The organism is Denitrificimonas caeni, from assembly GCF_905120345.1.
In the GTDB taxonomy this organism is placed as follows: Bacteria; Pseudomonadota; Gammaproteobacteria; order Pseudomonadales; family Pseudomonadaceae; genus Denitrificimonas; species Denitrificimonas caeni_A.
The window spans coordinates 122,490-140,531 of sequence record NZ_CAJHOA010000005.1; the positions used below are offsets into that span (position 1 = coordinate 122,490).

The window sequence follows — 18,042 nt, forward strand, 5'->3', positions numbered from 1 at the left end:
CATGGCAGACACACGCGGCGCGTTTCTTGGCGCAGGAAAAATCTATCTAGCGGACGTTGCAACGCCAGACAACCTAATCTTTATTGGCAACTGCTCAAGCCTCGACTATGAGGCCGAGACTCAAGACATTGAACTGCAAGACTACACGTCTCCTGGAGGCGGGCTTGACGCATCAGTGCAGCGAGTGAGCGCTGTCAATATTAGCTACAATGCGCGCCACTTCAACAAAGCAAACATTGCACGCGCACTCTTCGGCACCGCGACTGACGTTAAGTCAGGCACTGTCGCTGATGAGCCTCATACGGCATACCCCGGCGCGCTAATTGCGCTGAAGTACCCGGGCGCTTCAGCTGTTGTAGTTAAATCGACTGACTCAGTGCCTGTTACCTATGAGTTAGATACAGACTACTCTATCAATAACGCTGGCTTCCCAGAGATCATCGAAGGCGGCGCGATCACGGTGGCGACTGAAGTAACAGTTAGTTACAGCTATGCCGCTCACGCCGATATTCAAACACTCACGGCAAGCGGCAAACGCTTCCGTATGCTGTTCATCGGTTTAAACGAAGCGCGCAGCGGCAAGGCTGTTGTTATCGAAGCGTTTAAAGTCAGCCACAGCCCTGCAAGCCTCGGTTTGATTGGTGATGAATTTGGCGGAATGGAATTTACAGCTAAGATAGAAAAGGACAGCAGTGTAACCGGCACCGGTATGAGCCAGTTCATGACCATTAAAGACGTGGATTAATTCATGCCCGACGGCTTGTAGAGCGTCGGAACCTGTTTGTAGTTGCCATATGTTTTTATATGGCATTAAATCTTGGCATTCTATCTAAGCAAGGAAAGACAGATGAAGTGCCCTAATTGCGATTTTATTGATAAGGATGAAGCGTTTGGTGATCCAGCAACTTGTCCTAAGTGCGGCGCTATCTATGAGAAAGCTTTAAGGGTGCAGCAGCTTAAACAGAAGCTTGAGACGCAGAAGGCAGTAAACGCCGCCCGACAAGGGGCTCCATCTAAAACGAAGTCATGGATTGTGAAGGGCTTAAAAGGCGCAGCCGATGAAGTGAAGTCATCAAGAGCTAAGCGCAGTAATGAAGGGGATCAAACGCTATACACTGAAGACGGCACTCCAGTTCTGATTAGGACTGATAAAAAAGGTGGTGGCTGCCTTAAGCCGATAGTTATTCTTGCTAGCGTGCTATTGCTTGTCGCTTTATTTAGCGCGTCAAAAACAAGTTACAAGGGATATGCTGAGCGCGCTAGCGACCCAAAGCTGGATATCGAGCACCGCAGGCTGGCAGCTGAAAAGCTCAAATCGAGCGACGACGATATGCGTCGAATCAAAATGCAGAGAATGGCAAGAGAAGGGATTATGCCAAAGCTGCACGATCCGGACGCCGCAAAGTTCAGGAATCAGCGCGGCGCATGCGGCGAGGTAAACGCTAAGAATTTGTTTGGCGCATACACTGGCTATAAGCGGTTCATGTACGGCGGCCCAGATATGATATTTATCGAAAACGACCCAAAGCTTGCTGATGGAGCATTTGAGGATGCTTGGGAGCAGCTGTGCAAGGAAGGCGGAAAGTTAACGCTCTGATGTGCACCGCATATATTTACGCAACCCGCTCCGGCGGGTTTTTTATTGCCAGGAGAAAACATTGAGCGAATTAAAAACACTTTTTCCAGAGTACGAGTCGGTAACGATTGGGCGGGTAACTGCAAAAATATACCCAGTTAAACTCAAGGATTTAGAAGCATACTCGCAGACAGCGAGCGGACTGATAGCTCTACTTGCTGATGCAACAGCTATCAATATGACCATCTATGGAGCTAAAAATACCGCGAACTTACAAAAGCTTCTCAGCACTTGCACAAGTCTCAGCCGTCGCCAAATAAGCCGCTTCAGTGCAAACGATGCGATTTTATTTGGATATCAAGTTGTGCGAGTCAACTTTGATTTTTTCGCCCACGCCCTGCCCGAAGTAGTGGCAAGCCTGCCGGATGGGGCTGGGTTGTCCAGCGGCTCATAGGTGCAGGGCATGATTACAAGCAAGTCTCCAATTATAGCGTAGCGCAAACAGAGCTTTTTTTAGATGCGATAAGTAAGCAAGACACTGACTCAATGCGCAACAGCATGATTGCCGCTCGCGGCGCAAGCGCTCCAAACAAAGAATTTAAAAAGATGCTCAAGGAGCTAAGCTAATGGCTAAAAGTCCACGCATCCAGCTTGTCGTAGACGGCAAGGACAACACTAAAAACGCATTCGGATCTATCAGTAAAAGCCTTGATGCGCTTGAGCAAAAAACAGCGTCTGTTGGTCGCGCAATGGTTGGCGCTTTCGCAGGCATTATTTCTGTATCGACTCTAAAGAATATTGGAGCGATCAACTCGGAATGGGTTGATATGTCCAGCCGGTTGCGCCGTGTAACAAAAGATGAGGCTGAGTTTGCCAGCGTAACAGAGCGACTTGGAGAGGTTGCTGAGAGCACATGGTCAGGCCTCAACGAGACAATCGAATCATTCCTGAGTATGCGCGGCCCGTTGGCTGACATGGGTTACACAACAGAGGAGCAGGTCAATTTTGTATCTGCGCTGAATAATGCTTTAGTTGTCTCTGGAGCGAAAAAAGAAGTCGCGGCAAGCGTGCAAATGGCGCTGAATAAAGCCATGGCAACCGGTGTCTTAAGAGGTGAAAACCTAAACACCGTCATTGAGAAAGGTGGCCGTATAGCGGAATTACTTGCATCTAATCTAGGTGTGACTGTTTCAGAGCTTCGAGATATGGGCGCGCAAGGCAAGATCACAGGCGAGGTTATGTATTCAGCGCTTGCTGGAAATATGCAACTGCTGTCTGACGAAGCAGAAAAGATGCCGGCAACAGTTGAAGACGCAATGCAGCGCGTCGATGAATCGCTTAAAGGCGCGTTTCGTGATGATGAGTTAATGGCGCCGCTGACTGATAGCTTGCTGGAGCTAGCTGAAGTTCTAAAAGACCCTTCAGTAAGGCAGGGGCTAGCAAATCTAGCCGCCGGCTTGGCTGGTGCGGCCACCGTCGCTGTTGAGGCTACGTCAGAGTTCGGCGATTTAGGAGTCCGCATGGGGTACTCTGCTGCTCTTATAGCTGGGAACGTGACCGCGATGGATCAGCTAGAAGCGCAGATAAAGGATGTAGATAAGGCGATCAACGGCAGCTTCATGACGAAGCCTATTAAATACCTTTTTACAGACGAGAAAGACTTGCTTCTTGTGCGCAAATCTCTTGAGACCCGCAAGTCTCACATCATCAATAGCATGACCGGTACGACTGCAGGAATGCGCGCCGAAGAAGAAAAGCGGCAAGCCATGCTCAAGGAAGAAAAATCCAAAGAAGCAGCGATCCAACGTAAGTATGTTAGCGATATAAAAGAGTACAACAGGCAAGCCGTAAAGGCGGTTGTTGATCGCGGCAAAGAGATGGCCAAAGCAGAAAAAGAAGCCGCTAAAAAAGTAGCCGACGCCAAGAAAGAAATCGCAGCAATTGAAAAACAGTTCGACGATATCCGTAAGGAGATGGCGGGTGGCGGCGATAAAGAGCCATCATTCGCAGAGTATCAATCGCTTGCTGCGGCAGCGAGTCGAGCTATGTCGTCTGGTGATACAGCTAAGGCAAAAGAAGACGCCATCGCTGCAGCTAACGTTCTTAAAGAGCTTGCAGCCGCGGGTGAAAATACCTATGGCTTCGCAGGCATGGTTAACAGCATGGAGGCTCTGGCCAAGTCAGCAGCGGCCATTGAGCAGGCCAGTGCAGAGGCCGAGTTGATAGCCATTCAACAAGAAATCACACTTCTTGCAGAAAAAGCTAAAGAGCTTGAAAACATGCCGGTTAGCGTGGAAATGGATGCTGAGAGCTTAGACAGCGTTAAGAGCCAAATCAGCTCACTGCTGGAACAGCTAAAAGCTGAAGCCGTGATACCGATTCGCGTAGCGGCAGGCGCAGCGCCGAGCACTGACTCTGCGCCAGGCTTTGCTGAGGGTGGATGGACTGGGCCCGGATCAAAATATAAGTTCGGCGGTATTGTGCATGCAGATGAACACGTGCAGCCAAAGCGTATTGTACGCGAACCAGGCGCGCTGCAATTCTTAGAGGAAATACGGCGTAACGGCTTTAGAAACACCGTAAACAGAATTAAAGGATATGCCGAGGGAGGCTTGGTTGGATCAAGCTACAACGCTCCAAATATCAGCCAAGATCTATTAGAAAGACCGCAACAAAAAAACATAGGCTCCCTAAACTTCCATTTGCCAAGCGGAGACAAATTTAGCGTTGATGTTGCCGGCACCAGTAATCTTGATGACTTACACCGTGCGGCGCTTAAATACGGAAGGACACGCAAATGATACGACCCCACGTAACACTTGGCGGCCTACCTATAATCCTGCATGCGGGAGCTGTCGGCCAGTCATACAGCCAAGAACCAGGCTGGACGGATGTGCGCCTTTCTAAAGGCTCGCTCGTGCGCATGGCGCACTGGTCAAAGGAAGCAATCACCATGTCTGGCGTAGGCTGGATGGGCCTAGGCTTTGATGCTTTGGATTACACCCAGCCGCTAGAGCTGCGCTGCACTCAGCCAAAAACCATCACAGGTAGCGGACTCACGTACACGCTAAACAGCTTGCCGCGCCCTGATGTTGCACCTTGGGCGCATGCGCTAGTTGGATTGCATTGGATCAAGGCTCAGGTCAGTATGTCCGACAATACAGCAACGGTAGCCGCTGTCAGCAGCGCGTCTGCGTATCGCGTGAGTTGGATGCCAGTATTTAACGTACTGACCACGCCGCCAGAAGAGGCGCTCGACTCATCCTCTGCATCATTTACTTGGCAACTTACTGCACGAGAAATCTAAATGTTAAATAGCACGCCGCTAAACAGTTGGCCTCTCAATGCGTTAGCTGGGGGTGCCAAGCCTGACGATCCCGATGTAATTGATCCGCCCGCTCCACCTGATCCACCGCTTGCTGGTGATGGTGTGTATCCCGGTTTCCCTGTTCCGCCACCACCATCCGGTCACAGTTTTAGGTGGTCAGCCGTAGTGCTGCTTGGTGGTGCCGATGTTAGCGAGCTGTTAACTGGCAGCATTAGCGTAGACCGCGAGGAGGGCGCTGCTGGTATTGCTGAGTTCTGCTTGTTTTACATGCCAGGTGAGCCTGTGCAGACAGATCTTGCTGACCGCACGGTAACAATCGACTACATCACTGATGATGGGCTGGATGCTTTGCAGGTGCGTTTGTTCACAGGCTTAGTAGCGGAGCCGCGCTGGGATGCCACCGCCCGTACTATGCGGATCACTGCGACGGATAATCTACAGCAACGAGTCGAGGCGATGACCATTACAGATATCGACACACTTGCCGGCGGCGCTTGGTCGCCTGATCTATTTGATCTAACTGATGGTCGCAGTCGCTGGGATTATGCGCAGGAGAGAATGAGTAGCCGAGCAGCCTCGCTCGACTGCTCTTCTGACGGAAAGCTGCGCGTAACACCATGGCAAGCGGCCCCCCCTCGATACATTTTCGGCGATGATACAACTGCTTATCAGTCAATTCGTATTGATCTTGCGCAGCTGCGTAACGTGACGAACCGTGTCGAGATAGAAGTTTCATATCGGTACACGCGCATGCGTGAGGCACGAGCGCAGTTCAGCTGGACGCATCCGCGCGGTGATTTTTGCAATTGGCGACAGATGAGCACCGAGCTACCAACTCGAGATATGGTGTTTAGCGCCACGACTGGTGCGTCATTGGTCCCTATTATTGGCAGCTGGACAGCTTTGCCGCCAACTCATCCGGACCCATGCGGGACTGGAGCACCATGGATAAACAATCAGTCCGACCTCATATTGGGCGCGCAATGGACGGGCGCGCGACGATGGGCGCAGTCGGTTACAGAGAAATACAATCTAACGCTGACAACAGAAGCTGGCGAAGTGACCGGACAGCAGGTTATTACGCGAACTGGGTTTAATGCGATCGTTGATGCTGATGATGCTGACACCTGGGCTAAGAGTTTAGTCTCGATTGATCCGGCAGCAGAGAAACCAGCCCCGTCGCCAGCATTACCTGCCGGAGATAGAACGGATGAGGTTCGACGCACCGCTGCGCTTAATTGCGCGCTACAAGTAGCGCGTACTGAGATTCTGGCGGCGCATAGGCAGACATTGGTCAGTTGGGCAGTGCCAACCAGCATGGCACTGGGTGTTGATCTAACACACACGATTGAAATAAGTGATCAAGGCGCTACAGCTCGAGCAAAATGCTCACACCGCACTGACGAGCTGAATTTTGAGACGGGCAGCGCAATAACAAGCCTAACAATTTCTGTGATGAGGGGGGGCGGCGAGTCTGATGTGCTTGCAGTTCCTGCTCGAATCGGAGCTGGCGGCGATACAGGTGGTGGCGCAGGTTGGGATGGCGTCAAAACACTGCCGAGTCAATTTGGAGGTCGGTTCGTCAGCCCTATATACGATGACATGCTGGATGGATTTTCAGGCAACTACGATGCAAGACAAGACAGCACACTAGAAATATTTCCGCGTCGGCTTGCGCTGACTGCACCCGCTATCGATGAATCTAAAACTGATGAGCTTGAGCTCGGCGCTGCTGTAGTTTATTCGGTCGGCATCCCTAATGATCTGCTGGAGCTGTAAATGGAAACAAAAAATAGTAAATCTATGCGCGATGATATGCGCTTGCTTGCAGTAGCACAAAAACCATTAGTCCCGCTGCCGACTGTACCAAAGAAAGGGGCAACTGCTGCTGCCAGAGGTGTTGCTGCATGGGACATCCTTAAGCGCGCGGCTACAGCAGGCATAGCCAGCCCGCTGACAGAGCCCCTGCAGTCTGCGCGTGAATATCATGCTGAGGGCACGCGAAGCAGCGATGGGTTGTTTTTTATTCCAGCTATCAAAAAGCTCGTTATGCGTGACGCGAACGATGCTGAGGTTATATTTCAGTATGCTGCGCAAGCAGAGGAGGAGCCTTAGCTATGGCAGACAACATACCTCCGTGGGGATGCCCGTGGCACGGCCTCATAACAGATGGGCAGTTAGCTCTGCCAAACGGAACAAGTATTCCAATGCGTCAGCCGCAGGGTGTCTATGCAAACGAGCTTGGTATAACCAACTTGATTGATCTTTCCGCGCCGGCTGTTGAAACAACTTTTAGCGACCTGCAAAAAGGCAAGCAGTGGCTAAACAAATCGATACTGTCAGCGGGTCAAATACACGGCAAAGACATCGGTGGCGGATCATGGGTTTATCAGGCCCCAGACCTAAGCCTTTGGCTGGTTAGTACGTCCATGCATGGCGTTACGAATACCGGCAGTACAGTAGATGTCACGCTGTCAAGATTTGGCGAGTTTGGCGCTGCGGCAGAGTCGCATAGCTACAGCGTGACCCCGCCATCTATTCAGCATATCCGTGATATGTATTACAACTTCGATGCCCATTATATTGATAATGAGCGCATACATTTGCATGCCACTCACCCAAGCGGTAAGGCCGCCGTATTTGAGTTTAGCTGCGAGTTTAGGCACGCCAATGATGTGGCTGGGTACTACCGTTATAATCATGCGCGCGGCACAGCGGCGTGGTACGAGATTAAGTTAAGCGGTAACGCTGCTGAGTGCGTGATAACTATAGATCTTATTTACGAGGATAGAGCTTACCCACTGATCGGGTCCGGAACAGGCAATTTTCCAGATTTCGTGTGGAGTGTAGTTGGTAATACAACAGTAACAGATACGACTAATTTTACTGCGGATGAATGCGGTGGATCGTTTTCAAGAGTGACGAAATATTCTGCTGTTATTGAGAGCGGCGGATCAGGAGCCGGCAGTTATGCTCTGAATGATTCTGTTCTCGCTGTTTTTTACAACGCCGACGGCTCTCGGTCAGACATATCAATGACTATCACGGCAGCATCATCGATCTCCAGGGGCGCCTCAGTCGCCAGTCATGACGATATTGAGACGTATGATGTTGCAATGAATGAGTCTGGTGGGTGCTACAAGACTAATCATTTCACGCAGGTCGGCGAATATGTCTCAACTGTCACAACCTCTCAAAATGAATCACTGACAATTAAATACAAAGTCAGCGGCACCGTCGTTGCGACTGACGTTACTACTATCAACTCGTCGTCCAGCATATCAACCGACAGCAATGGAGTCAGCAGGGGGCGGTCACATTCTCTAGCTATCCGCGATAATGGTGTCGAAATAGAGCGATTAAATAGCTACGATGCCGAGTTTTTTTCAAAATCGTTTGGGATTAATTGGTTTAGTCTGTTTTATAGAACGCTGTGGCTGATCGGCGGAACTAACGAGCAACGCCTCAGGAAGCGCACAATTAGAAGCTCCAACAATGTGATTTCTCTCGCTCGTGACTTCCTCACAAATGAAACCGCCCCCAATGGGTACCCTGTTTTTGTCACGGCCTATGATTATGTTGTTACCCCTGCAGGGAAAGTCGCGACTGATGAGTTGAACGGGATGATAGTAAACAAATCTGACAGTGGTCCCGCACTTTTCGGCAGTTACAGTCCAATCACTGGGCAAGCTGCGCGCACGCTAAATACTCCTGTTTGCTGGACATGAAGAGGCTTTAAAATGTTTGATTTTGTAAATAATTATAGCGGCACGGTCGAGCTAACAGCAGGGCAGCTGAGCGTGACTCTAAGCCTGCCCGATGGCAGATATCGACTAACAGTATCTAGCGCGCCCGAGCTAGCTGCTGCAAGAGAGATCATCGATGCCGAGGTGTTGTCAGGTACGGCGACATTGACGCGAGGTGTTGAGAGCACCGTAGCGCGAGCGTGGCCAGCAGGCAGTGTTATTTATAACGCGCTAACGGCCAGCAGTGCGCGCATGATCGGAGCGCTGCAGCTGCGTGCCACAGAAACAGCGCTACAAGGTCGTTATTCGGATGATGCTGAATGGCTTGATCTCGTTGATATGGAGTCGCTAACAAATGCTTTAGCTGGGACGCTTGGTGAGATGATATCTCCAATGATGATTCCGCAGGGAGGCAGGGCTGGGCAGTGTTTAGTAAAACTTTCAGATGATGATTTTGATGTAGGGTGGGAGAGTCGAGCGCTGCCAGGCACACCAAAATTACTGGCTGCGGCAGGATCGTACGGTGGCAGTATTTACGATGCTGGTACCGGGCTTGTTATTGAAGGATCTGGCGTGTCTGGGGCGTCCGGTTTTGCGTTTGCTGGCGGCGGAGATATTTTAATTGATGCTGCCAACGGGATCAGGCTGTTGTCGGTTAAAGATTGGTCTGTCTTGCATGAGATTGCTACAGGGTGGGTTGGCCAATTCGCGGTAAGCAGCAAAAAAGGGTTTGTTTTTTACGCTGGATCTAGCGGAGCCGGCGCGTTCAGCGTTAACAGTTTGTCTGATATCGTGCCGAACGACGCCCTTCCTACATCGTTCAAGGGAGTGTTCGTAAGCGCCAGTGGAGAATATGTTGGCTACGCTGAGAATGATGATGAGATGGCAGGGCTATATAGAACATCAGACTGGTCTAAGATTCAGCTGGACGTTGCTGCGCTCTCTACTTTGAACAACTCTGAAACAATGACTATAACTGACGACTTTTTAATTATTGTGAATAAGGGGCTAAAGGTATTTGACACTGCAGACGGATCGTTTATTTCTGTTGCAGCGCCTGAGATTACAGACATTGGCGGTGTTATAGCTGTGAGCAATACGCATGTTGCTACATACACTGCCGACGATGGTATTAATGTGTATGCGTTTGCAAGTTGGTCGCGCGAGTCAACGTTTCCGACATTATCTGGCACGGTCAGCGCTATGGCGTTTAGTCCTGACGGCTCCTATCTTGCTGTTGCTCTTCAAGATGCCACCGGGCTTGCTGTAATTAAAGTTTCAGACTGGAGTATTGTTTCTGTTAGCGGAGCCACTCCTGAGTATTGTTCGAGAGTTGTTTTTAGCAATGATGGCTCCATGCTTGCTGTCGGATTAGGATCATCAGCTATTAGCATGTACAACACTTCTGACTGGTCTGTCAGCGCAATTGATAGTAGTAATGGCACACCAACTGCCATGGCTCTGAATTATTAGAATGACACGTCAGTAGTATTAAATTTGAAAATAAACACAAAACCCGCTGGTGCGGGTTTTTTAATGCCACCACCGATGCCGCCCGCGCACGCGGTATCGCTGAAATCTGTAAAGGTGGCAATCAAGAAATCGTCTCACTGACACTGCCTTTGTTCCCACCTGAAAAAGCACCGGGATTGGTACTGCCAGCCATGCTCTGCGAAGTACGCCCACACAACACCGCAAACTGGCGCGGCCTAAATCTCGCCACCAGTATCAGCGCAAGCGGCACCGGTGCCAGCAACGTGCGCATGACTATTCGATTGGAGCGACATCATGGCCACAGTTAACCCATGGAAACGATTCATCAGCCTACTGCCCGGTGGAAGTCGAGTGGTGGGCACGGTCACATACGTCAGTACCACCGCCGGCACCACCACCGTCCAGCTACGCAACGGCAGCGACATCACAGCCTTTGGTGTGAGTGTTGCCGCTGGCAATAAATGCTTTGTTAAAGACGGGCAGGTGATAGGCCCGGCGCCCAACCTGCCGCAGTATGATGTGGAGGTTTAGTAATAGCATTTGCTAGTTTATTATTTTTATTGTGCTATATTGAATATGTTTTCGATGCTTATGGCGTAATGCTATATGCATAACTATGAAGATTCACAGATTGCTTAATGCTAAAGTTGTAACTTTAATGTTGCGAGGAAAGTTCGCTTTCTAACTGATCCGGTGACGCGGCCATGCGATGACTCGCAGCGACTGGTCGGGCGCCCGGATCGTCACGCTGTGAGCGTGACAGGTTCGCTAGCTGGTAAAGCATCACAATAATCATAGTAATTAGAAACTCTTTTACTCTGTGAGCATGAATTTTCATGCGTAAAAGAGGAGCATAAATATGCGCTATTTGAAAAACTTTGTGATGCGATCGAAAAGGTGGCTTGGGTGTCTGTTAGGGCATCCCAGGGTGGTTGTTTTTTTATGGAACATTTCAGCTTATATAGTGGGGTGGAGCTTGAAAATAATAATTATTGCACTGCTCTCAACAGCAGGAATAACACTGCCTTTGCATTAAGATGCTAGATCACCAGCCTGCATATAACCTTTTGAGGTTTTTATGATTAAAATACTGAGAGAATACTTAGGCTTAAGCTTGAGTGAAGTAAGTTTTGCTGTTGGTATAGATCAGCAATTTATTCAAGATATTGAAGATGAAAAACTCACCCCTAACTTTAAACTGATAAATTTTTACTCTGATAGAACGGGTATAAGCGCTATTAGTATAAAAAAAATAGTAATGTATAGTGGTGATGGTTTTGTTAAAGGATTAATAATAAAGTTAATGTATAAATATATTGAAATGATTTTGTATCTGAAGAAATGATTAAATCATATAATTTAAATCAAAGTCCATTGTATCGTATAAATTCTCACAAAAAGCTTTCATCTGTTCTTGGTGTTAAAAGCAGTTCAGTTTTAACAAAAATTGTTTCAAAATCTGATAATAATTATTATCTGTCTAAAGTTGACGATAGAGATATTCAAGTACCTTTAAATCAGTTGAGAAGAATACACAAAAGAATAGATAGTCTGTTGCGAAGAATAGAGCAGCCAGATTATTTATACTCTGGCGTTAAGGGTCGCTCAAACGTATTGAATGCTAGAGTGCATGACAATAATTACAACGTTTTAAAGCTTGATATTAAAAGCTATTACCAATCCGTAAGTAAAGATCAAGTGGCTAGATGTTTTATAAGTGTTTTTAAATGCTCTCAAGATGTAGCTAAAACGCTTTCTGAAATATGCACTTATAATAATCATATCCCTACTGGATCTCCTGTCTCCTTGTCGTTGTCAATGGCAGTAAATAGACCTGTTTTTGATCACATTCATAAGCATAGTCACAGCAGGAATATACGGTTTAGCTGTTATGTTGACGATCTTTCTTTTTCAGGAAAAGTTATACCTTTAAGTTTTAGAGATTATATTGTTTATTATTTGAAAAAATCTAGAGGTTATGAGTGCCATAAAATTAGAAGTTATAATCCTAGCACTCCAAAAAAAATAACCGGGGTGGTTTTGACTAAAAACGGTTTGAAAGTAATGAACAGGCATAGAAGCACTATCAGCTCTTTGCTTAACGATAGAAAGCGTATTTTGAAAAACAATAAAAAAGATGACGAGCTAACTATTAACTTTTATCAAAAGTTAATAGGTCATTTGTTTTCGGCTGGCCAGATAAATGGAAGATATAAGCAGCTAGGTCGTATTCTTGTGAATGAAAGAAAGCTTTACTCCATTCCAGCATGTAATAAAAAATAACTATTTTAAATAGCATATAATTTTCAAACAAAGCCCGCTTCTGCGGGTTTTTTATTGCCAAAATTTAAAGATGGCGGCGTATTGCCGGTGCTCGAACACCAGCAATACGCCATCAACCGCAGGACATAGCTGCAGCCAACCAAGGCCACCCGCTCACGTGAGCTGGCCGATATTACCAAAAGGTAAAAGGTTATGCAGGCTAATAATTCAGAACTTCGTTGTGCTCATTGCAAACGTAAACTCGGGGTGGCCAGTGGTCACTATTCAATCACTATCAAATGTCATCGCTGCAAGGGGATGACTAACTGGCAGGCCAGAGAGCCTCAACAACAGAGCGCACGTTAGCGCCTTTCTTGAGGAAAATATAATGACTGGACCAATAATCAAATGGATGGGTGGTAAACGGCGACTTGTGGATCGCATCCTGCCGTTTATACCCGTGCACACTTGTTATGTAGAGCCGTTCGCAGGAGGTGCGGCGCTGTTTTTTATGAAGCCGCACGCTGCGGATGTTGAAGTTATCAACGATATAAATGGCGATCTGATCTGTCTTTATCGCGTTGTGCAGAATCATCTCGAAGAGTTCGTGCGGCAGTTCAAATGGGCGCTGACCAGTCGGCAGGTGTTCAAATGGTTACAAGATACGCGGCCGGAAACTCTGACTGATATCCAGCGAGCTGCTCGGTTTTACTACCTGCAGCAGCTGGCCTTTGGCGGCAAAGTCAGTGGGCAGTCATTCGGTACCGCAACGCTGGCAACGCCGGGACTTAATTTGCTACGGCTTGAAGAGCAGCTGTCAGCTGCGCACTTGCGGCTTTCTGAGGTTTTCATCGAGCACTTAACCTGGCAAAACTGCATCACGCGTTATGATCGTGAGCACACATTTTTTTATATGGACCCTCCGTATTGGCAAACTGCAGGCTATGGTTTTGACTTTGGCCCGGAGCAGTTTGAAGAAATGGCCGAGTTGATGCGCAACATGAAAGGCAAGGCGATCATCAGTTTGAATGATCACCCCGACGTGCGGCGCTGGTTTGCTGGATTCCACTTTGAGTCAACAGATATCAAGTACACGGTAGGAGGCAGTGAAAACGCTAAAGAGGCGCGTGAGGTTTTGATCTTTAGCTGGGATGTGCAGGCTGAGCCGTCAGGGCTGTTTTAAGTCAACGCAATTTTGAGTTGGCCAACTCAAAAACAAACCAACAAACCCGCTTCGGCGGGTTTTTTATTGCTAAAAATAAGGTGAAGACATGACACGACAAAGCGAGTTGGAATGGGTAAAAAAGGCGCGTGAGTATGTTGGGCTGCGTGAAATCAAAGGTAGCCGGCACGATTCAGTCATTATCAGAATGCTTGAGGAGATGGGCAAGTTTAGCGGCGAGGCCCAGGCGTGGTGGCGGGATGATGAGACGCCATGGTGCGGTTTGTTCGTAGGCTGGATTATGGGTCAATCAGGCCGTTATGTTGTTAAAGAGTGGTACCGCGCCAAAGAATGGGCATCGCCACTGCTAACAAAACTACAAGGGCCTGCGTATGGGTGCATTGCTGTGCTGGATCGCGCAGGCGGTGGGCACGTTGGTTTTGTAGTCGGCAAAGACGCGCGCGGCAATATTATGCTGATTGGTGGTAATCAAAATGACTCGGTCAGCATTGCAGCATTCGCGCCCAGTCGGATCGCTGGGCATTACTGGCCGAGCCGTTGGATAGATGGATCGCCCGTCAAATCTGTGCCAGCCAATCATCGTTATGATCTGTCCGTACTGCAAAGTGACGGTTCAGTGTCGAGTAATGAATCATGAGCCGCACAATTATCTACGCAGTCAGCGCTTTAGTAGTGGCTGGACTTATGTGGTGGCTTGTTGCGATGCCACGTATTGAACTAGCTGAATCAAATCACGCCACCGCAGCAGAAAAAATTGTTGAGTTGCAGAAACTGGATGAGCAGCGTGTCGATCTGATCCGTGACCAGCAGTTGCAGATTCTTGATATCACAGAAAACGAACGACGCAATCGCGAACTGCTGCAAACAATCGCAGGGCAGAGCAGAGCGCAATTTCACGCACTTAAGGAGCTACAACAAAATGATAAAACCATTACTGAGTATTTGCGCGATGGTGTGCCTGTCGAGCTTGGCCGCTTGTACCAACGTACCGCCACCACCGATCCCGGTACATATCGAAAGCCGTCCGAAGTGCGCACTGATTGAGTGCCAGCTTCCAGCGCGACCAGCACTGGTGACTAACGATGATTGGCGTAGGGCAGTGGATGACCTGGAGGATAATCTGCTGGCGTGTGCTGTCCAGGTGAAAGGATGCATCGAATTGCAGAAACAAAAAAGCCCCTAAGCATCGCTGCTTAAGAGTTTTATACTACTGTCTCTGGACTCATTAGAACGGCAATTTCAGAAGTCGAGGCGATATTCTTTTAATCAAATATTTTTTCATTAAAAGAGCTTATGGTAGATAGTAAGTCATATTTTTTTACAGTGTTTGTTTTAATGGCCTGTAAGAGCTTTCTTTGATATGATTGATCCTTAGTGATAATTGGCTTTTCTCCACCATTGTGAATATTGTTTTTTCGAGCTTCCAAAAGTTCTTTTATTTTGTTTTTGCTTGATGTGTTTTTTTCATGGAAGAAATTTTCAAATTCATTAGCACCCATCACATGAATATCTTTTATGCAGAGCTTTTTACATATGTTGTCTGGGATGTTGAATTCTTTACCTATGGCTTGTGTGATTGAAGTTGCAGTGCTTAGTAGCGTGAATTCATCAGCAAGAACGGTTATTCCGACTGCTTTTTTAAAAGCTAAAATATTATATTCTTGTATTAATGATGCTGTTTTAATTATTTGATGTACTGATTTTGTTAAAGACCTGTCAAATTGCTTTGTTACTATTTCTTGATCTGTTGATGCTTTAATAAAATCAGTCTCCTGAATAGCCTTTACCTCTATAAGATAGAGGGTTTCATCCATAACGAATACTGCATCAGTATTCGAGCGTCCTGAGTTTGGAACACAATTTTTTCTATAGAGAACAATTAAGTCTTCCGCTGATAACACTGTTAAATTACTTTGTCTAAGTAAGTCTAGTATGTATTTTTCAAATTCATTAGTATATTCTTCATATAGATTTTCACAATGCCTCTTCATTTTCATAAATATATTTTGACCAATGCTCTGTACAGATAAGTTAAACTCTATAGGTTGTACTTTATAGTTCGATGTATAAAAAATAAATTCTTTTAAACGAGAGTCTCTGTGTGCGCTGTCAATTGTTGTTATTTCATTTTCCTCAAGAAAAGATTTTATATTTTCTTTTTTAATTGTGTTATTAAGAAAAAAATTTATTAATGAGTTCGCGCTTACTCTTCCGTTTAGATCTAAAATTATCTCGCCTACGCATATTGTTTTTTTAGTAAATAAATGTATAGATATGATTTTTTTTATAATTAAGCTGTCTGCAATACTATATTTTAATTCTGACTCTAGTTTTATTTTTATTTTTTTACAGTTATTTATTATTATGTAATCTCTAGTTATTCTCTGGATAAACTGTGATTGTTCATAATTGCTATATAGTGCTTGTTGGTTGATTAGAGGTCTTACCCATAATAAATTATTTTCATTATTTTTTGGAATTAATGAATCTGATAGCTTGAATATATCAATACAAATATTGAAGTGGTCTATTGCTTTGATCGGTTTCGTTGCAAAACTATTTTTGGCTAAAGATAATATTGCTATGTTTATCCAGCTCATTTGACTGGCGTGTGGAATGCTGTTTTGTGATATGAACCTGGAATTAGTTAAATTATTTAAAACAATATCTAGTATGGATGAGTATGAAAATTTTTCTAGTTTTCTCTTTATTTTATTTATTTCTTTCATCTGATTGCTCTGTAAATTATAAATATTATTTTAATTTTAACGCTCTAGATGCCTTATTTGTGCCTCTTTGTTTGTCTCGTTTTGAATAAAGATCTTAGAAACGGGCTAAGTAATATAGGAAGTTTAGTCTAGTCTTGAGGCAAGCTCTGTAGCAGTGGCATTGTAATAAACCATCAGCGAACGTGTGTCTTTGTGACCAGTCATACGCGCCAAATCAAGCACATCAAGCTTTCTAGCCAGTCGAGTTGTTGCTTCATGGCGCGTGTCGTGGAAATGTAGGCCTTTGATGCCTACTTTATCCCGTGCTTTTCGAAATAGAGTATCTGCTGTGCCTGATGCGAGTCGAAATACACGAGGTCCATTACCGGTGCGCTGCATAATCTTCAAAAGCTCAACTGCGCGGGTGGTAAGTGCCACATCGCGGGCGTGACCGTTTTTTGTTTCATCAAGGTGTACGTAGCGTTGATTTAGATGCACTCGGCTCCACGTTAGCGATAAGATTTCACCCTGGCGCATGGCTGTTTCAAGTGCTAACAAGAAAACAATAGCTAACTCCTGCTTTAACATGACCGGCGTACCGTCTTCGCTGTGCTCTAGTTCGTCCAAAATCAGGTTGATTTCTTGCGCGCTGATACGTCGATCGCGCGGTTTGCTATCAGATGGCCAAGTGATTTGTTTTGTCGGATTTGTTGAACACCAGCGCCACTCTTTTAAAGCATAATTAAATACACCTGAAACCAATGTAAGCTCTCTACGGACTGTGGCAGATGAGACTGTTTTAAGTCTGTCGTCACGCCACTTAGCGATTGTGTCGGCTTTAATACTTTCGATCTTCTCACCGACAAAATTCATAGTGGTCTCGAATGCCTTCAGGCGTACTTGCTCCCACCGTGAGCCTCTTTTAGTAACAGACACTTCTGCAGCATAGCGATGCATACCGTCAAGTAATGTATAATTATTGTCGTAAGTTGAGCGCCCGGCGCTGGCTAAGATTTCAGCCTCGCGCGCAGTCGCCCAGGCAACTGCTGCTGCACGGGTTGGGAATGTTGCAGAGTCACGGACACTTAGCTTTGATACTTCTGCTCGCCAGCCACCGCTGCGCTTTCTATAAGTAGCCACCACGCTACCTCTCTATGGCGTAAATTTGGCGTAGAGACTAACAATAAAACACAATCAAAGACAGCTTTAAGCAATATGCGGTCGGCTTGTAAGCTAGTGCTGGCAAGGCTTTTAAGCGTAAAACATGGAATAACAGCGCAAGCCTAAAACTGAAAAGGTTCCGGCTCCGGGCACCATACATCAAAGCCGCGCCGCCAGCGGCTTACAGAGAATCCGCCTAGTGCGGATTTTTTGCTTTTAGCGCTAAAATCATTTCCGAACTTATACATTATTTCCGAACTTTCACTTTGTCGGCATAACTTTCTTGCCTTTCCTGTCACGAATATACGCCTCCGTTATCGTTACGGTTGTGGGCCAAATGATAAGACCTGACTAACTCCATGCTAGGCTGATGCGTTCGCAGATTGGTTTCATTGCAGCTGGTTTCTGTTTGCCTTGCGTGATTACGATAAGCAGGTGATTGTAAAAGTCGGCTTGTGATATTTGATTTTCATAGTGAGAATCTTTCAGACTTGAGTGGTTTACCACCGAAGCGACTAAACAACGGGTGGCGAACTGCGCGCAGGTTAGTCGACCGGGTGAAAGGACCCCAGCACACCCGAAGG

At 46.7% G+C, this 18,042-nt stretch carries 19 protein-coding genes; 16 read left to right on the forward strand and 3 right to left on the reverse strand.

Annotated elements, in window-relative coordinates; genetic code table 11:
• Position 1: 1 nt before the first annotated feature.
• The 9 genes from JYJ62_RS10745 (at position 2) to JYJ62_RS10785 (ending at position 10,123) form a co-directional block, all read left to right on the forward strand.
• Entirely contained in the window at positions 2–745 is a 744-nt protein-coding gene (locus JYJ62_RS10745) for a hypothetical protein (RefSeq protein ID WP_205342222.1), read from the forward strand.
• Positions 746–847: 102 nt separating this feature from the next.
• A complete protein-coding gene (locus JYJ62_RS10750) occupies positions 848–1,597 on the forward strand; it encodes a hypothetical protein (protein WP_205342223.1) in 750 nt (249 codons plus the stop codon).
• A gap of 61 nt (positions 1,598–1,658) precedes the next feature.
• The gene (locus JYJ62_RS10755; protein WP_205342224.1) at positions 1,659–2,030 is read left to right on the forward strand and encodes a hypothetical protein; all 372 of its coding nucleotides are present in this window, start codon (positions 1,659–1,661) and stop codon (positions 2,028–2,030) included.
• Between the two features lie 172 nt (positions 2,031–2,202).
• Complete coding sequence (locus tag JYJ62_RS10760; RefSeq protein WP_205342225.1) at positions 2,203–4,377, forward strand: tape measure protein; 2,175 nt, start codon at positions 2,203–2,205, stop codon at positions 4,375–4,377.
• Entirely contained in the window at positions 4,374–4,883 is a 510-nt protein-coding gene (locus JYJ62_RS10765) for a hypothetical protein (RefSeq protein ID WP_205342226.1), read from the forward strand. The genes JYJ62_RS10760 and JYJ62_RS10765 overlap by 4 nt, the downstream gene beginning before the upstream one ends.
• Complete coding sequence (locus JYJ62_RS10770) at positions 4,884–6,683, forward strand: hypothetical protein (protein WP_205342227.1); 1,800 nt, start codon at positions 4,884–4,886, stop codon at positions 6,681–6,683. It begins immediately after the preceding gene.
• Positions 6,684–7,019, forward strand: a complete 336-nt coding sequence (locus JYJ62_RS10775; RefSeq protein WP_205342228.1) for a hypothetical protein — start codon at positions 6,684–6,686, stop codon at positions 7,017–7,019.
• A gap of 2 nt (positions 7,020–7,021) precedes the next feature.
• Positions 7,022–8,632 (forward strand): hypothetical protein, encoded by a 1,611-nt coding sequence (locus JYJ62_RS10780; RefSeq protein ID WP_205342229.1) that lies wholly within the window; start codon positions 7,022–7,024, stop codon positions 8,630–8,632.
• A 12-nt stretch (positions 8,633–8,644) separates the two neighbouring features.
• On the forward strand, positions 8,645–10,123 hold the full coding sequence (locus JYJ62_RS10785; RefSeq protein WP_205342230.1) for a WD40 repeat domain-containing protein: 1,479 nt from the start codon (positions 8,645–8,647) through the stop codon (positions 10,121–10,123).
• A 236-nt stretch (positions 10,124–10,359) separates the two neighbouring features.
• Here the strand turns inward: JYJ62_RS10785 and JYJ62_RS10790 are convergent, their stop codons facing one another.
• Positions 10,360–10,569: a hypothetical protein gene (locus JYJ62_RS10790; protein WP_205342231.1), complete on the reverse strand. Its 210-nt coding sequence runs from the start codon at positions 10,567–10,569 to the stop codon at positions 10,360–10,362.
• A gap of 653 nt (positions 10,570–11,222) precedes the next feature.
• Between JYJ62_RS10790 and JYJ62_RS10795 the strand changes: the two genes are divergently transcribed.
• The 7 genes from JYJ62_RS10795 (at position 11,223) to lysC (ending at position 14,772) form a co-directional block, all read left to right on the forward strand.
• Entirely contained in the window at positions 11,223–11,489 is a 267-nt protein-coding gene (locus tag JYJ62_RS10795) for a helix-turn-helix domain-containing protein (protein WP_205342232.1), read from the forward strand.
• Positions 11,486–12,427 carry a reverse transcriptase family protein gene (locus JYJ62_RS10800; protein ID WP_205342233.1) on the forward strand — a complete coding sequence of 314 codons (942 nt, stop codon included), beginning with the start codon at positions 11,486–11,488 and terminating at the stop codon, positions 12,425–12,427. The genes JYJ62_RS10795 and JYJ62_RS10800 overlap by 4 nt, the downstream gene beginning before the upstream one ends.
• A 192-nt stretch (positions 12,428–12,619) precedes the next feature.
• On the forward strand, positions 12,620–12,772 hold the full coding sequence (locus JYJ62_RS15980; RefSeq protein WP_205342234.1) for a Com family DNA-binding transcriptional regulator: 153 nt from the start codon (positions 12,620–12,622) through the stop codon (positions 12,770–12,772).
• A gap of 22 nt (positions 12,773–12,794) precedes the next feature.
• On the forward strand, positions 12,795–13,589 hold the full coding sequence (locus JYJ62_RS10810; protein ID WP_205342235.1) for a DNA adenine methylase: 795 nt from the start codon (positions 12,795–12,797) through the stop codon (positions 13,587–13,589).
• Positions 13,590–13,677: 88 nt separating this feature from the next.
• Complete coding sequence (locus JYJ62_RS10815; protein WP_205342236.1) at positions 13,678–14,226, forward strand: TIGR02594 family protein; 549 nt, start codon at positions 13,678–13,680, stop codon at positions 14,224–14,226.
• A complete protein-coding gene (locus JYJ62_RS10820) occupies positions 14,223–14,633 on the forward strand; it encodes a hypothetical protein (RefSeq protein ID WP_205342237.1) in 411 nt (136 codons plus the stop codon). The genes JYJ62_RS10815 and JYJ62_RS10820 overlap by 4 nt, the downstream gene beginning before the upstream one ends.
• The gene (lysC, locus tag JYJ62_RS15985; protein ID WP_420042843.1) at positions 14,539–14,772 is read left to right on the forward strand and encodes an Rz1-like lysis system protein LysC; all 234 of its coding nucleotides are present in this window, start codon (positions 14,539–14,541) and stop codon (positions 14,770–14,772) included. The genes JYJ62_RS10820 and lysC overlap by 95 nt, the downstream gene beginning before the upstream one ends.
• A 79-nt stretch (positions 14,773–14,851) precedes the next feature.
• Here lysC and JYJ62_RS10825 read toward each other — a convergent pair whose 3' ends face one another.
• Positions 14,852–16,318, reverse strand: coding sequence for a hypothetical protein (locus JYJ62_RS10825; protein WP_205342238.1), 1,467 nt, complete (start codon positions 16,316–16,318; stop codon positions 14,852–14,854).
• 123 nt (positions 16,319–16,441) lie between these two features.
• Complete coding sequence (locus JYJ62_RS10830; protein ID WP_232365767.1) at positions 16,442–17,170, reverse strand: site-specific integrase; 729 nt, start codon at positions 17,168–17,170, stop codon at positions 16,442–16,444.
• Positions 17,171–18,042 lie beyond the last annotated feature (872 nt).

What these genes read in the sequence shown, in the direction of transcription:
- JYJ62_RS10745 (WP_205342222.1), top strand. Translation starts at nt 2, where the DNA reads ATGGCAGACACACGCGGCGCGTTTCTTGGCGCAGGAAAAATCTATCTA.
- JYJ62_RS10750 (WP_205342223.1), top strand. Translation starts at nt 848, where the DNA reads ATGAAGTGCCCTAATTGCGATTTTATTGATAAGGATGAAGCGTTTGGT.
- JYJ62_RS10760 (WP_205342225.1), top strand. Translation starts at nt 2,203, where the DNA reads ATGGCTAAAAGTCCACGCATCCAGCTTGTCGTAGACGGCAAGGACAAC.
- JYJ62_RS10765 (WP_205342226.1), top strand. Translation starts at nt 4,374, where the DNA reads ATGATACGACCCCACGTAACACTTGGCGGCCTACCTATAATCCTGCAT.
- JYJ62_RS10770 (WP_205342227.1), top strand. Translation starts at nt 4,884, where the DNA reads ATGTTAAATAGCACGCCGCTAAACAGTTGGCCTCTCAATGCGTTAGCT.
- JYJ62_RS10775 (WP_205342228.1), top strand. Translation starts at nt 6,684, where the DNA reads ATGGAAACAAAAAATAGTAAATCTATGCGCGATGATATGCGCTTGCTT.
- JYJ62_RS10780 (WP_205342229.1), top strand. Translation starts at nt 7,022, where the DNA reads ATGGCAGACAACATACCTCCGTGGGGATGCCCGTGGCACGGCCTCATA.
- JYJ62_RS10785 (WP_205342230.1), top strand. Translation starts at nt 8,645, where the DNA reads ATGTTTGATTTTGTAAATAATTATAGCGGCACGGTCGAGCTAACAGCA.
- JYJ62_RS10790 (WP_205342231.1), bottom strand. Translation starts at nt 10,569, where the DNA reads ATGTCGCTGCCGTTGCGTAGCTGGACGGTGGTGGTGCCGGCGGTGGTA.
- JYJ62_RS10795 (WP_205342232.1), top strand. Translation starts at nt 11,223, where the DNA reads ATGATTAAAATACTGAGAGAATACTTAGGCTTAAGCTTGAGTGAAGTA.
- JYJ62_RS10800 (WP_205342233.1), top strand. Translation starts at nt 11,486, where the DNA reads ATGATTAAATCATATAATTTAAATCAAAGTCCATTGTATCGTATAAAT.
- JYJ62_RS15980 (WP_205342234.1), top strand. Translation starts at nt 12,620, where the DNA reads ATGCAGGCTAATAATTCAGAACTTCGTTGTGCTCATTGCAAACGTAAA.
- JYJ62_RS10810 (WP_205342235.1), top strand. Translation starts at nt 12,795, where the DNA reads ATGACTGGACCAATAATCAAATGGATGGGTGGTAAACGGCGACTTGTG.
- JYJ62_RS10815 (WP_205342236.1), top strand. Translation starts at nt 13,678, where the DNA reads ATGACACGACAAAGCGAGTTGGAATGGGTAAAAAAGGCGCGTGAGTAT.
- JYJ62_RS10820 (WP_205342237.1), top strand. Translation starts at nt 14,223, where the DNA reads ATGAGCCGCACAATTATCTACGCAGTCAGCGCTTTAGTAGTGGCTGGA.
- lysC (WP_420042843.1), top strand. Translation starts at nt 14,539, where the DNA reads ATGGTGTGCCTGTCGAGCTTGGCCGCTTGTACCAACGTACCGCCACCA.
- JYJ62_RS10825 (WP_205342238.1), bottom strand. Translation starts at nt 16,318, where the DNA reads ATGAAAGAAATAAATAAAATAAAGAGAAAACTAGAAAAATTTTCATAC.
- JYJ62_RS10830 (WP_232365767.1), bottom strand. Translation starts at nt 17,170, where the DNA reads ATGAATTTTGTCGGTGAGAAGATCGAAAGTATTAAAGCCGACACAATC.